The 14094-nt window shown below is 58.7% G+C and carries 14 protein-coding genes; 6 read left to right on the top strand and 8 right to left on the bottom strand.

Annotation, left to right across the window (positions count from 1 at the left end; all coding sequences use genetic code 11):
• Positions 1–59 precede the first annotated feature (59 nt).
• Complete coding sequence (locus tag KCG44_RS08080; RefSeq protein ID WP_218445475.1) at positions 60–1703, top strand: FMN-binding glutamate synthase family protein; 1644 nt, start codon at positions 60–62, stop codon at positions 1701–1703.
• Positions 1704–1720: 17 nt separating this feature from the next.
• Here KCG44_RS08080 and KCG44_RS08075 read toward each other — a convergent pair whose 3' ends face one another.
• Positions 1721–2731 (bottom strand): zinc transporter ZntB, encoded by a 1011-nt coding sequence (locus KCG44_RS08075; RefSeq protein WP_218445472.1) that lies wholly within the window; start codon positions 2729–2731, stop codon positions 1721–1723.
• A gap of 83 nt (positions 2732–2814) precedes the next feature.
• Here KCG44_RS08075 and KCG44_RS08070 point away from each other — a divergent pair, with 83 nt between their 5' ends.
• Together KCG44_RS08070 and KCG44_RS14395 are read left to right on the top strand one after the other, a co-directional pair.
• Positions 2815–4059 (top strand): cytochrome P450, encoded by a 1245-nt coding sequence (locus KCG44_RS08070; protein WP_218445471.1) that lies wholly within the window; start codon positions 2815–2817, stop codon positions 4057–4059.
• A gap of 232 nt (positions 4060–4291) precedes the next feature.
• Positions 4292–4414, top strand: coding sequence for a hypothetical protein (locus tag KCG44_RS14395; protein WP_255536398.1), 123 nt, complete (start codon positions 4292–4294; stop codon positions 4412–4414).
• An 8-nt stretch (positions 4415–4422) separates the two neighbouring features.
• On the opposite strand, the gene KCG44_RS08065 is transcribed toward KCG44_RS14395, so the two are convergent.
• From KCG44_RS08065 to KCG44_RS08055, 3 genes are all read right to left on the bottom strand, one after another.
• Positions 4423–5127 carry an SDR family NAD(P)-dependent oxidoreductase gene (locus KCG44_RS08065; protein WP_218445469.1) on the bottom strand — a complete coding sequence of 235 codons (705 nt, stop codon included), beginning with the start codon at positions 5125–5127 and terminating at the stop codon, positions 4423–4425.
• Between the two features lie 41 nt (positions 5128–5168).
• Complete coding sequence (locus tag KCG44_RS08060; protein ID WP_218445467.1) at positions 5169–5951, bottom strand: alpha/beta hydrolase family protein; 783 nt, start codon at positions 5949–5951, stop codon at positions 5169–5171.
• 113 nt (positions 5952–6064) lie between these two features.
• Positions 6065–6346, bottom strand: a complete 282-nt coding sequence (locus tag KCG44_RS08055) for a hypothetical protein (protein WP_218445465.1) — start codon at positions 6344–6346, stop codon at positions 6065–6067.
• A gap of 329 nt (positions 6347–6675) precedes the next feature.
• On the opposite strand from KCG44_RS08055, the gene ettA reads away from it, so the two are divergent.
• Positions 6676–8358 carry an energy-dependent translational throttle protein EttA gene (ettA, locus tag KCG44_RS08050; RefSeq protein WP_369411947.1) on the top strand — a complete coding sequence of 561 codons (1683 nt, stop codon included), beginning with the start codon at positions 6676–6678 and terminating at the stop codon, positions 8356–8358.
• An 86-nt stretch (positions 8359–8444) separates the two neighbouring features.
• On the opposite strand, the gene KCG44_RS08045 is transcribed toward ettA, so the two are convergent.
• Genes KCG44_RS08045 through KCG44_RS08035 form a run of 3 tightly spaced genes read right to left on the bottom strand, consistent with a single transcriptional unit; the run spans position 8445 to position 11649 of the window.
• On the bottom strand, positions 8445–9185 hold the full coding sequence (locus KCG44_RS08045; RefSeq protein ID WP_218445461.1) for a TadE/TadG family type IV pilus assembly protein: 741 nt from the start codon (positions 9183–9185) through the stop codon (positions 8445–8447).
• The gene (locus KCG44_RS08040; protein ID WP_218445459.1) at positions 9170–9838 is read right to left on the bottom strand and encodes a TadE/TadG family type IV pilus assembly protein; all 669 of its coding nucleotides are present in this window, start codon (positions 9836–9838) and stop codon (positions 9170–9172) included. Before KCG44_RS08040 ends, KCG44_RS08045 begins: the two co-directional genes overlap by 16 nt.
• A complete protein-coding gene (locus KCG44_RS08035) occupies positions 9835–11649 on the bottom strand; it encodes a TadE/TadG family type IV pilus assembly protein (RefSeq protein ID WP_218445457.1) in 1815 nt (604 codons plus the stop codon). Before KCG44_RS08035 ends, KCG44_RS08040 begins: the two co-directional genes overlap by 4 nt.
• Positions 11650–11805: 156 nt before the next feature.
• Here KCG44_RS08035 and KCG44_RS08030 point away from each other — a divergent pair, with 156 nt between their 5' ends.
• Positions 11806–12315: a squalene/phytoene synthase family protein gene (locus KCG44_RS08030; protein ID WP_218445454.1), complete on the top strand. Its 510-nt coding sequence runs from the start codon at positions 11806–11808 to the stop codon at positions 12313–12315.
• Entirely contained in the window at positions 12285–12785 is a 501-nt protein-coding gene (locus tag KCG44_RS08025) for an EF-hand domain-containing protein (RefSeq protein ID WP_218445452.1), read from the top strand. The genes KCG44_RS08030 and KCG44_RS08025 overlap by 31 nt, the downstream gene beginning before the upstream one ends.
• Here the strand turns inward: KCG44_RS08025 and KCG44_RS08020 are convergent.
• A complete protein-coding gene (locus KCG44_RS08020; protein ID WP_218445450.1) occupies positions 12782–13948 on the bottom strand; it encodes a carboxynorspermidine decarboxylase in 1167 nt (388 codons plus the stop codon). The genes KCG44_RS08025 and KCG44_RS08020 overlap by 4 nt on opposite strands.
• Positions 13949–14094: the final 146 nt, after the last annotated feature.

Below are 14094 nucleotides of genomic sequence, written 5' to 3'. Positions count from 1 at the left end.
TCGCGGGCGGACCTTTCGGACATCGCCGGTCGTTCAGACCTGAAAGGACCAGCGCGCATATGAAAACACGCGATTATACCGATACGAAAGACCATCTGCTAAGCGGTGACGATCCGATCGCGCGCAACATGTTCTTGTGGTTTCCCCCGATTCTGAGCGTCGCCATCGTGCTGGCGGCGCGATATTGGGCGCCGCTGCTTGGCCTGCTGCTGTTGACGGTGCCGCCCTTTCTGATCGCCATTTTCGATCTCTTTCAAACCAAGCATACGCTGCGGCGCCTTTATCCATTCACAGCGCGCTTTCGCTGGTTTTTCGAAGACTTGCGACCGTTTCTTCGTTCCTACATAGTCGAAGGCGATCATGAAGGCATGCCGTTCAGTCGCGACCAGCGCGCGCTGGTCTATGCCCGGGCGAAGCGGCAGACGGATGCGCAGCCCTTCGGGACCGAGCTTGACGTTTACGGTGCGGATTTCGAATGGCTCTCGCACTCCATGTCACCGGAAATTCACGCCGTTCATGACCCGCGGGTCATGGTGGGCAATGCCCAGTGCAAGCGGCCCTATTCGGCAAGCTGTCTGAACATTTCCGCCATGAGCTATGGCTCTCTTGGCGCACATGCGATCACGGCGCTCAACCTTGGCGCGAAAGCGGGCGGATTCTACCACGATACCGGGGAAGGCGGCATCAGTCCCTATCACCGGCAGGGGGGAGACCTCGTCTGGGAATTGGGCACCGGTTATTTCGGGGCGCGAACGCCGGACGGCGCTTTCGACCCCGAACGGTTCCGCGACAAGGCGCAGGACGATCAGGTGAAGATGGTCGAGCTGAAATTATCGCAGGGCGCGAAACCGGGAAAAGGCGGCATGCTTCCAGGCGCGAAGGTGACGAAGGAGATCGCCGACATTCGCGGTGTCCCTGAACAGCAGGACGTTCTGTCACCCGCCGCACATAGCGCTTTTACGACGCCAATCGGGCTTTTGGAGTTCTTGGCGAAGATGCGCGACCTGTCCGGCGGCAAGCCCGCCGGGATCAAATTCTGCGTCGGGTACCCGCATGAGCTGTTCGCGCTGTGCAAGGCCATGCTGGAAACCGGCATCCGTCCGGATTTTATCGTCGTCGATGGCGGCGAAGGCGGTACCGGTGCCGCGCCGCAGGAAATGTCGGACCGTGTAGGCATGCCGCTGCGCGAGGGGCTGATCATGACACGCAACGCCCTGGTCGGCTGCGGCCTAAAGGACGACATCCGCCTGGTTGCCTCGGGGAAGGTGCACAGCGCCGCCGGGCTTGCCATGAATTTCGCGATTGGCGCGGATTGGTGCAACGCCGCGCGCGCGTTCATGTTCTCCCTGGGCTGCGTACAGGCGCAGCATTGTCACACTGGCAAATGCCCAAGCGCCGTTGCGACCACATCGGCAGCGCGCCAGCGCGGGCTGGTGATCGCCGACAAGGCCCCCCGCGTGGCGAACTTTCACGCCAAAACGGTGAAATCGCTCAGGGATATCATGGTGGCCTCGGGGATTCGCGAGCACACTGATTTCCGGCCATTTCACCTGCGCATGCGGCTGAACCCGTCGCAGATGAAGTCCGTCGACATGATCTACGAGTTTCTGGAAACCGGCCAGCTGCTGGCGGAACCCGGCGCGACGCGATATGCGCGGCACTGGCAGATGGCGCAGGCGGAAAGCTTCAGGCCGGTCTGCTGACCTGCTGATCTGCTAGCCTAGAGCCAGCCAAGCCTTCTGAATATCCATAATTCCGCGGCTATGATGAGCCCCATGGAAATGGTGACGATCCAGAACCCCATATCATCATCGACGCCGGGCATACCGCCGACATTGATCCCGAACAGCCCTGTCAGGAAGCCGAGCGGCAGGAAAATCGCCGCCACAATCGACAATACATACATTGTCTGGTTCATGCGTTCACTCTGACGATTGACGATGTCGTCCTTGGCAACGATGGCGCGCTCACGAAATTCATCCAGGTCTTCCAGATAGCGTTCGAACTGGTCGGCGCTCTCTCGCAGCAGCAGTGCTTCATGCGGCGCGAGCCATTCCGGCGGCAATGCGGTGAGGCGTTGCAGTGCGCCGACCTGGGGTGCCATGTAACGGCGCATGGAAACGAGATTTTGCCGCAATTCCGACACGTCGGAACGAAGCGCGTCAATGTCACCTTTGTCGATCCGCTGCTCGATATCCTCGATCCGTGTTTCATATTCCTCGATAGCGACACCAAGGAAATCGATGAGCTTGCTGATCATCCGTTCATAAAGCGCAGGTGCGTCCACCGGGCCTGCGCCGGCGCGCAGGACGTCATCAAGGACGAAACGCGGTGTCTTCAGATATTCCTGCCGCAAGCTGATCAGGCGGACACCGTCAGACCAGAGGCGAAGGGACACCATGTCTTCGGGATCGGCCCCCTCATTCAGATTTATACCGCGCAGGATCGTCACATAGCCGTTCTTGCCCTGAAACACCCGCGGACGCGGCCTGGGATCGAGCAGGGCCTCGATGGTAATCGGGGTCAGGCCGCTATCATGGTCCAGCCATTCGCGCACGCGCCGCGAGCTGGCATCGACGTGCAACCAGAGCGGCCCGTCAGCGGGCGTCCATGTCAGGACGTCTTTCCAATGAAGCAGCGTACCGCCGCCCTCGCGATTGAGACGGACAGCGAACAGCAGGCCATCCTCCTCTGCGACGGCGGCCAATTCGGGGACCTCGAGTGCAATCAATCCTGGCATTCCTCTCTAATGCAGGGGTTTGCAATTGATCGCAAACTGAGTGATGCTCTGATTGAACTTGGGAGAGATTTGCAATGGCCACACAGGTGAAGACCGATATGCCGACGTTCGATCCGTCGGCGAACATCCACTGGACCCAGCGGAGTTGGCCGGATCTGTTCGCGAAAATGCGCGCTACCGATCCGCTGCACTATACCGAGGACAGCGAGTTTGGCGCCTACTGGTCGGCGACGAAATATAAGGACATCGTGGAAATCGAAGCGCTTCCGAAAATTTTCTCATCGTCCTGGGAATATAGCGGCATCACGATCGCGGACCGCGTCGAGGAATTTGCCGACGCGGAGCCGATGCCCATGTTCATCGCCATGGATCCGCCCGAACATACCCCGCAGCGCCGGACGGTCGCTCCGAAATTCACGCCGTCCGAAATGAATTTCATGGAGCCGGAAATCCGCGCCCGGACGGCCGAAGTACTCGACGGCCTGCCCATCAATGAGGCGTTCGACTGGGTCGACCGGGTGTCCATCGAACTTACCACTGGCATGCTCGCGCTGCTGTTCGACTTTCCCTGGGCCGACCGCAGAAAGCTGACGGAATGGTCCGACTATGCCGGCGATATCAATGCCGCGAAGGATGAGGGCTTCAGCAAAGAGCGCATGAACAAGATGTATGAAATGGGCATGTATTTCGCCGGTCTGTGGGAAATGAAAAAGCAGCAACCTCCGGGCCGGGACCTGATTTCGATGATGCAGGCATCGCCTGCCATGAGTGATATGCCCGAGCAGATGTTCATCGGCAATCTGATCCTGCTGATCGTCGGCGGCAATGACACGACCCGCAATTCCATGACGGGCATTGCGCGTACCATGCATCAATGGCCGGAAGAGTGGGACAAGGTGCGCGGTGAAGGCGAGGGATCAAAAATCGTCAAGACGGCCGTTCAGGAACTCATCCGCTGGCAGACGCCGCTCGCCCATATGCGCCGTACGGCAACGGAAGATTATGAGCTGAACGGGAAGCTGATCCGTAAAGGCGACAAGGTCATCATGTGGTACGCGTCAGCCAATCGCGATGAAGACATGTTCAAGGACGGCGATAAGTTCATTGCCGATCGTGAGAATGCCCGCCGCCAGATTGCCTTTGGCTATGGGATTCATCGCTGTGTCGGTGCGCGGCTTGCCGAACTGCAGCTGACGACGCTGGTTGAGGAAATGGTGAAACGGAATATGCGCCTCACCTGTACCGAAGAGCCTGTACGGGTCGAATCCTGCTTCGTGAACGGCTATCGCAAGCAGATGGTCACCATGATGCGCGATTGATCGCCTTCGGCTCTCGCCAATTTCGTGGGACACCGCCGACTGACATGAAAGTGTCTTAAAAACGTCTTAACTGAAATAGTTAACGAAAGCCATGCGTTCAATGCATGGCTGCCAGCGATTTTTGTCGCCTACTTATCGGTGTCGACTTGCCGCATATGATGCGCAGACCGCCGGGGCCTACTCCCCCACTCCCCGCAGGCCTCGGCGGTTCATCTTATGAAGGGATAGCATCATGTCGATCCAGACCAAGTCCTCCCGCCCCGCGATGTTCCTGGGCCTCCGTAGCCGCAATGTCCGCCGTACCGTCGTGCGCGCCACACGCGCCATGCCGCTGTTTCACGCCTGGCGCGCTTAAGCGCCTTATTATCTGACAAAGCTGGCGCCGTTCACGTCAATGACGGCGCCTGTCATGGAGGCTGGTGCTTCCATGACAAGATAGCGGACAATTGACGCCACTTCCTCTGGCTGCGCGACGCGGCCAAGGGGAATGTCGGCGAGAAGATCATCGCCGCCGCGTGATGCCAGATAGTCATCCGCCATTCCTGTCATCACATAGCCTGGCGTGACCGTAAAGACGAGAATGCCTTCTGCCGCCAGGCCGCGTGCGAGCGTCTTTGAGAGCCCCACGAGTCCTGCCTTCGCCGCGGCGTAATGGCCATAATCGATCCCATCGCCGCGATATGCAGCCCGGCTCGCTATATTCACGATCCGTCCGCCCACGCCGCGCTCCCGCCAGTGATTGACGGCCAGTCGGCACAGATCCGCAGGCGCCTGCAGGTTGATCGAAAGGCTTCGTCGCCAGCCATCGGACCAGTCGTCCGGCTCGCTGTCAATCGGGACGGGGCTGAACAGCCCGGCATTGTTGACCAGCACATCGATCTGCCCCCCTGCGGCGTCGAGCGCGCGGCGCCACAATGTCGCTGCGCCGTCCGGCGCCTCGAAATCAACGCCGATCGTCCCCTTATCGTCGCGTGTGCCGTGCATGATGGTGTTCGCATCCGGCAGTGCGTTCACAATGGCTGCGCCAATACCGCGTGTTGAACCGGTCACAAGGATGCGGATGGACATGACAGAGCCTTTCAGGAATGACGTTCGCGGCGTGCCTGCCGTCACTCGCGCGGTAAGTCTACATATCGCTGCAACCATGCGGTTATGACGCCCGCGGCATATTCGGTGTCAGCGGCACGCGTCAGCAAATGATCTGCATCGTCGAGGGAAACATAGCTTTTCGGATGCTTCGCAGCGGTGAATATCTTTGCCGCATGCTCAATTCCGACGATCTGGTCGGTTGGTGAATGCATGACGAGGAGCGCGCGGCGCAGGGTTTCGATGCGGCTCCGTTGTCCCTGTCCCCGCGTGCCATCCAGAAATTCCCTGCTAACCTCGAATGGTCGACCGCCAATTTCCACCTGTGCGGAACCATCTTTTTCGATTCGCTTCAGACTATCGCCAAGCTGGTCGAGAACATGATCGACCTCATATGGCGCGCCGAGAGTGACCACGGCGCGCGCGCTCGGAATCCTGCTGGCCGCTGCCAGCACGGCGGCACCGCCAAGGCTATGTCCAATAAGAAGGGCGGGGGCATGACCGCCAGCGGAAAGGGCTTCGCTCGCGGAGACGACATCATTGACGTTTGCCGCAAAGCCGCTTCTGGCGAATGCACCTTCGGACTCTCCAAGGCCGGTGAAATCAAACCGCAAAACCTGAACACCCTGCTGGGCGAGCGCGCGGGATAACCGAACGGCGGCATGGCTTTTCATTGTGCATGTAAAACAATGGGCGAATAGCGCGGTCGCGCGCGGCGCATCTACCCATTCACCCTCAGCCTGGACAAGCGTACCGCCAAGCTCATGACCTTTCGCACTGGGAAATCTCAACATCTCGGTAGGCATGATTTGGGTCCTTCAGCAGATCGCTTCGCAATGCACAGCCATATCGGCGAAAAGAAAAGGGCGTCCCGTTTCCGGAACGCCCTTTCCATCATTCGACAGGCATCGAACCGAAATTACATTTCGGTGTTGCCGCCGTCTTCCGTCAGGCCTGAATCGTCGACAAGGTTCGTGCCGTCGACGTCATCAGCCATTTCGCCCATGGCATCTGCTTCTGCGTCGAGCTGGTCGCTCTCGGCTTCCATGCCCAGCTCGTCAGCAAGATCAGCTTCCTCTTCGAGGATGTCTTCCTGCGCTTCCAGCTTCTCTTCAGCCACGTCTTCAGCAGCTTCCTGAGGGCCACATGCAGCAAGGGCGAGGGCGCTCATACCGGTGAATGCAATTGCGAACTTCTTCATTGATACTCTCCTTATTTATCAGAAACCGAACGGTCGTGGATTGATATTGGTTCCGGCTTCCTGATGGGATTCGTTGCGGAAGGGGGTTGGACTTAAAAACCTTGGCACCGAATTGGGCTGGTCTGTTTCGCCAAAAAATATGCCTCCCTCGGCACGTTTACTCGGCCGGGTAGGCACAACTCGCCATCCGTACCGCGCCGCTTCATTAGCAGCCCATCACGTTCATGCAAGATTCATTACAAGCTGGTATCCGGCTCACCTTGCTCTCGGTTCCGTCAGTCCTTATCTGCGGCGCATCGCACTTCCCTTTAAGATACGGAGCTGAGCCAGTGAGCGCGGGCCAATATTCCTTTGTTATGAAAGAGCTGACCAAGACCTACCCTGGTCAGCCAAAGCCTGTTTTCAGCAATTTGACGCTGCAATTCTATCCGGGAACGAAAATCGCCATTGTTGGGCCGAACGGTACCGGCAAATCCACGCTGATGAAAATCATGGCGGGGCGCGATAAGGATTTCGTCGGTGAGGCGTGGGCCGGCGAGAATATCACCGTTGGCTATCTGGAACAGGAGCCAGAGCTCGACTCGACCAAAACGGTCAAAGAGAACGTCATGGACGGAATGGGCGGCGTTGCTGATAAGGTGGCCCGCTTCAATGAAATTTCGACGCTTATGGGCGATCCGCCCGACGACGTCGATTTCGACGCGCTGCTGGCCGAGATGGGCACGCTTCAGGAAGAGATCGATGCCGCGGATGGCTGGAATCTCGACACCACGCTGAATATCGCGATGGAAGCGCTGCGCTGTCCGCCCGCCGATAGCGGCGTCGAAAATCTGTCGGGCGGTGAGAAACGCCGCGTCGCGCTTTGCCGCCTGCTGCTGCAAAAGCCGGACATTCTGCTGCTCGACGAGCCGACGAACCATCTTGATGCGGAAAGTGTCGCCTGGCTGGAGAAGCATCTGGTCGACTATGCCGGCAATGTCATCCTGGTCACCCATGACCGCTATTTTCTGGACAATGTGGTCAGCTGGGTGCTCGAGCTGGATCGTGGTCGCTATTATATCTACGAAGCGAACTATTCCGGCTATCTGGAACAGAAGGCGAAGCGCCTGGACCAGGAAGGCCGCGAAGACGAAGGCAAGCAAAAGGCCATCAAGGAAGAGCTGGAGTGGATCAAGAAATCCGCGAAAGGCCGTCAATCGAAATCGAAGGCGCGTATCAACCGCTTCGATGACCTTGTGGCCAGCCAGGAAAACCGGAAAATCGGCGCCGCGGAGATCCTTATTCAGAATCCCGAGCGTCTTGGTGGCAAGGTTATCGAGGCGAGGGGCCTTTCCAAGGCGTACGGCGACAAGCTGCTGTTCGAAAACCTGGACTTCATCCTGCCGCGCGGCGGCATTGTCGGTGTGATCGGCCCCAATGGCGCGGGTAAGTCGACATTATTCAAGATGATCACCGGTCAGGAACAACCTGATAGCGGCAAGATCGAAATCGGCGACACCGTGCATCTGGGCTATGTGGACCAGAGCCGGGATCACCTCGATCCAAAGAAGAATGTCTGGCAGGAAGTGTCAGACGAGATGGATTATTTTGAATTCGGCAAACAGAAAATTTCGACCCGGGCCTATGTCGGAGCTTTCAACTTCAAGGGCAGCGATCAGCAGAAAGTCGTCGGACAGCTATCGGGCGGCGAACGTAACCGGGTCCACATCGCCAAGATGCTCAAAAAGGGTGGCAATGTGCTGCTGCTCGACGAACCGACGAACGACCTCGATGTTGAAACGCTGCGTGCGCTGGAAGATGCTCTTGAGAATTTCGCGGGCTGTGCCGTCGTTATTTCCCATGACCGTTTTTTCCTAGATCGTCTGGCTACGCATATTCTGGCTTTCGAGGGCGACAGCCACGTGGAATGGTTCGAGGGCAATTTCGAGGCTTATGAGGAAGATAAGCGCCGACGCCTCGGCGATGCGGCGGACCGGCCAAGCCGGATGACCTACAGAAAACTCACGCGCTAGTTTATTGCCCGCGCGTACATTCAAAAGTCTGGCCGATGGCGCCGGACGCTTTCCTTGAGCGCCGTGCCATCTGTCAGGCGGTTTCCCTAGCCCTCCCCAAGTTCGCCGCGAATCGGCTGCGGGCACGTGGAGAGGTCGGGCTCGGGTATGTTTGTAGTGTTGGTAATCGTCTGCAGCGAGAGTTCGCGGGCGATAAACGCGGCGCGGTAGCTAATTTCACGTTCCTCGAAAACCTCGGAAATATCCGAAAGAAATCCACCCGCGCCGAAGATCGGCTCATAGACATAGGTCACTTCGGCGAACATCACCGTGTTTGGCCAGAGAACCTCCATGCCGTGCACAAGGGGAATCTCGCCCGTTGGTTCGCCCTCTTCGTCGACCCCCCAGCCTTCGCCGCCGATGGTGCTGACAATATCATAGTCACCGTCGCAGCGCTGCCAGCGGATCTGGTGTCCATTGGAGTTCCCGTCACCATCGGGCTGGAATGCGGTAATCGCCGATAAGATGACGCGTCCACGTTCGTCGAATTCGGCGTCTTTGAGCGCGAGGCGCGCGCCAAGAAAGAGCGTTTCCACGTCGGTTTCGTCGATTGACGAACGGAATCGCGCCGCAAGGTCCGCCGTCGTTGTGGCGATCCGGCTCATTTGCTGATGCTTGACCGTCAGATTGACGAGTTCGACACCGCCGAGAAACGACATTGTCAGGAAGGGCAGGGTGAGCGCGAATTCCATGAACGCCACGCCGCTTTCGTCGTTTCGGGCGCGGCGCCCCAGGCGTCTTGCCCAGCCCAGCTTCGCGGCAAGCCTGCCGACTACTCCTCGATACATACTGTCGCCCTCGCATAATTGGCGGCATTGGCGAACGGCTCGTTCTTGATACCGGCGTTGAGATCGATGACGAGTTCATCACCCGCGAAGGTACGCGACAGGCCAAAAAGCGGTTTATAACGCACGGCGAGGCCGAAATAGACAATGTCTTCAGAGCCGCCGACACCGTCAATGCCGGGGATATCCTCCGTCCACTCACCATCGCCCGTGACATCGACGAAGCAGTCGCCGATGCCGGGTGCTCCGCCAAGAGGGTCTGCATCCGACACGATTGGCTCGGGATTGCCGATATCCTGAAAATCCTGATAGGATCGGACATCGACATCGAACTCGGCACCCGGGATCGTGTTGATCTCGGCAGCGATATATTCGGTGATGAGCTCGAGGGATGTCTGAGGGGCATCCTCGTCTTCCTCACCGTCGCCATCGCCATCATCTTCATCGACGGTTTCCTCTTCCGTGATGAAAAAACCCGTCGCCGAAAGGCGCGAAACCTCTCTCAGCACGCCTTCGGTGCGGGATTTGGCATAGGAATAATAGCCGACTTCGATCATGCCGAGCAGCATGGTCATCATCGGTAATGCGAGAACCGCAAACTCGACAATGTAGCTGCCGCGATCATCGCCGGCCGCACGCTTGAACAGGCCGCTCATTTCGAGACCCGCAGATAGCCGATGTTTCGGCCGATCCGTTCAAACACATCTTCCAGCTCACCTTCCTCACCACTATTGGCGAGGTAAAAATCATCTTCCGTGGTTGCGCATTTTTCAAGAGAGGTGCGGTCGGTGGCACCCACGCTGCTGGTGAATGCGACTGTATGAATCTGTATACCTTGCTGTTTCGCGTTCTCGCACAGATAGCGAAAACGGGCGCGATGACGCGATCCCGTATTAGAATTGGTATCGCTGCGGACATCATTATTGTAGTCGGATTCATACTCCAGGCCATATGCGGTATATTCCCGCCCCGACGTGTCCATCGTGCCGTCGGTCAGAAACACGATATATTTCGCTACTGGTCTGGCTGTCCCGCCTTCTCCCGGCTCGATCCACGTATCGGTGTTCTCAAAAGGGAGTTTATTGCTGAGGAGCGTGAGCGCCCAGTATAGGCCGATGTGGTGATATGTACCCCCATCGGGCTCAAGCGCGTTGACTTTTTCTGTCAGGTCCTCGGTACTAAGTTCTTCCAGAAGAACAACTTCTTGGCCACAAGCGCGATTGGGTCCCGTGGACGCCTTAGATGTCCCCGTGGCTTCTGAGTATACTGGTTTAGGACCTTCTTCGCGATACTTGTGCCGATAAATGACTTCGCCTGTGAAATCATTATCCGTTGGTTTCGCAAATGCTGGGTCCGCCGCGGCTGCCGAATTGACGCCGCCGGACGTCGGCCATGAGTATCTTGCATTGGATCCATAGGCATCGCGATCTGGCGCGTTGAAATATGGCTGCCATTTCGGCGCGGCCGCACCGGGTGCCTGGTCGATAATATCCCAAGCGCCTTGGGGCATACTCACATAAGAGTCGGCGGTGTCGATCGTATCGACCGTCGTCCGCATTTCAACGCAGCCCCGCCAATCATAGGCGCCTGGACTTTCTGCGGCTATTCCGCGCTGCACGAACCCGCTCAGATCAACAGTGCGCTTGCCAAAACTGCTATATTCGTACCATTCTTGATCATAGACGTTGTTCCCTGAATAGCAGTAGTTATTCGACGATTCGCAGCGAATTGGTCGTCTTTCTCTGGCGTATTGCTGCCACTGCGTATCGACGTAATCGGCATTTTCAGCGATCAGGTGCTTGCCGATATTCACCGTATGGCTGTACGGAACCAAGGCGACACGAACGCGAAGCCCTGCGGCATTTAGCTGTCCGCGCAGGGTATCCATGACACCGAGAAAGCTAAGGGTCGCCTTTTGCATTTCCTTCAGGCGCTCATTGGCATTGCCTTCATCGCGGTCCAGATCCCAAATCATCGACCCAGTCGTATCGAGAACCAGGACAACGTCGACATTATTGCCGGACCGGATCGACTTGCATTCCAGACTGATGGGCAGGCTTTGGATATTGACAATATTTAGCAGTGTGGTTGGGACCGACGTGTTGAGTGTGAGCGTTAGTTCCCCTGATGTGGCATCGACCTCGCTCTCCCAGTCTACCGTTTCGGCGTCGAACAGGCCGTCGGCGAAATTGTAATCCACGAACTTGTCGATTTCCCGGGACCCGATATCATCGGCACCCATTGAAGGGGTCACGCCGTCCTGAAGAAGCTTGCGACCGGCGAGGGCGGCGGCGTCGCACGTCTGGGCCAGGCGCGCTTCGGCCATATAGCCGCGCGTCATGTCGATGCCGCCGCCAATAGCGCCCAGCAAGGGAAATACGCTGGCGACGACGATGATCATCGCATTGCCGCGTTCGTCGCGAACCAGTCTGCGCAAGATACCCTGTTGTGCTGGTTTGGATGCCATTGGCCCTTGCATCGCTTTTCTCGCCCCTTCTTTTGCACGGGCCCCTTGAATGTGACCGCGCACGGAATTCGAAACGCCGACCTACGCGGCCAAAATTAAGATATGTTTCGCAAATGCGGTTAAAGAGCGTGCTGAATCAGCGGTTAGGGAAATGGGATGAGCGAAGGACGGCAGACCAACCTGGCGAAAAGCGTCGGTAGACAGTCACCGGACCGCTATTTCGCATCCCTTTTCGCGCCGCCGGAGACCCGTGACGCTTTCCTGCTGCTGAACGCATATGATCTGAGGCTTGGTCAGATAGAGGCCCGGGGAGAGGATGTGTACCCTGCGCTGATCAGGCTGGCATGGTGGCGTGACCAATTGGCGGCGCTGGCGGCGGGAGAGGTGCGGGGCGAGCCTTTGCTCGCGGACATTCGGCGCAGAATTCCGGCGGCCCATTATAAATATTGGAGCGCACTGGCCGAGGCGCATATGGACCGGGTCGAAGGGATGGATGGCGGTACGGTGTGGCCAGCACTGCGCGCCGCCGCCCAGCCGCTGCTGGGTGAGAAGACGGCCGCGCGGATCGTCGGCGCCGCGGCGCTGGCGAGCCGGAATGCGCACCGCTCGCCGACCCGCAGGCAGTGGATGATGACATGGCACATCCTGACGGGAAGGGGCGCGTAATGACGCTGCGAACGATACTTGTCCTGACGGCGATCCTGGCCCTCATTGCGCTTGCCGCTTTCGCGCTGATGAGGGAGGCGGATGCGCCTGCCGACTTTGCCGCTGCGCCGCCGCCGGTCGTTCCGGGTCCAGCCGCACCGGCCTCATGTCCGGCCGTACCGCAATGCCGCGTCGCCGCGCCGCCTGAACCGGCGCCAAAGGCGGACCCGGTCCTGCGAGAGCAACGGCGCTTTGCCCGCAGTGACAAGGACAGGGACGGTGTGGTCGCGAAAGCGGAATATCTGCAATCGCGGCAGAAGAGCTTCGACCGAATGGACAGCAATGGCGACGGAGTCATTGATTTCATAGAATATTCTGTCAAACAGCGTGCGCGCTTCGACGCCTCTGACTGCGACGCGACCGAAACGCTGACGCCGGGGGAGTTTGAATCGACGGCAACGCGCAAGGATGCCCCCGAACCGGACTGCTAGGAAAGCCGTCCTGCGAATTCTTGCCAGCCGAATTCGCGAACCTTCCTGAGCGTGTCGGTATCGGAATCCCACAGCCAGATCGATGGCAGCGGGACACCGTTGAATGTGGTCGTTTTCACCATTGAGTAATGCGCCTGATCGAGAAACGCGAAGCGCGTGCCGGGTTTCGGAAGCGCGGCAAACGCATAATCGCCGATGACATCACCGGCCAGACAGGATGGGCCGCCCAGCCGGAATTGTTCGCCGCCGGCCGCTTCGCCGAGCATGGCAGGCCGGTAGGGAGCCTCGATAACGTCGGGCATATGGCAGGTCGCGCTGATGTCGGTGATCGCGATATTCGTTTCGTCATTCCGGAACGTGTCGAGGACCTGACCCGCCAGGATTCCCGCATCCAGCGCGACCGCTTCGCCGGGTTCCAGCCACAGCTGCACATCATATTTGTCGGCGATACCGCGAAGCAGGCGAACGAGGCCGTCGCGGTCATAGTCCGCACGTGTGATGTGGTGCCCGCCGCCGAGGTTCAGCCATGCCAGCCTGTGCAGAAACGGCCCGATATGCGATTCAAGGGCTGCCCATGTTTCCGCGAGCGGTTCAAGACCCTGCTCGCACAGGCTGTGTATATGGAGGCCGTGCACGCCCGACAGATGTTCCTCCCGCAGCTGGCTGACGGGAAAGCCAAGCCTGCTCCCCGGACCGGCGGGATCATATTTCGCCACCTCGCCGGTCGAATGTTCCGGATTGATCCTCAGCCCGACGTCGAAGGTCTCGCCCGTTTGCGCGAGGAGGTCGCGAAAGCGGAGATGCTGCGACGGGGTATTGAACACGATAGTGTCCGACAGCCGCGCGATTTCCGGCAGGTCCCCAGCCTTGAATGCGGGACAATAGGTCTCAAGGTGGCCCGCATAATGTTCTGCCGCCAGCCGCGCCTCCCAAAGGCCCGACGCGCATGTGCCGTCGAGAACGGCCTGAGTGACCGGCGCCGTTTCCCACATGCTGAACGCCTTCAGCGCGAGCAGGATCTTCGCGCCGGAACGCGCCTTGATGTCGGCAAGGATCTGAAGATTTCGGCGAAGCGCCGCGGTGTCCACCACAAAGGCGGGCGTATCGACACGTAAAAGGTCGAAATCGGCAAAGGCGCCGGGGCCACCCGCTTTTGTCGACATCAGATCCGTCATTTCCGCCTATCTTCCTTCCCTGGCTTCACACCAACTTCACACTATGTCGGCGGCCGTCAGCCGGACCCGGGCCGGGGCGCCGGACCGAACACGACATATCCGCCATGGGCGAGTGATTTCACGATAAATTCGCA

Source organism: Pacificimonas pallii, assembly GCF_019204005.1.
Classification (GTDB): Bacteria; Pseudomonadota; Alphaproteobacteria; order Sphingomonadales; family Sphingomonadaceae; genus Pacificimonas; species Pacificimonas pallii.
The sequence above is the reverse complement of the archived record's forward strand: the minus strand, read 5'-3'. Positions and strand labels throughout refer to the sequence as shown.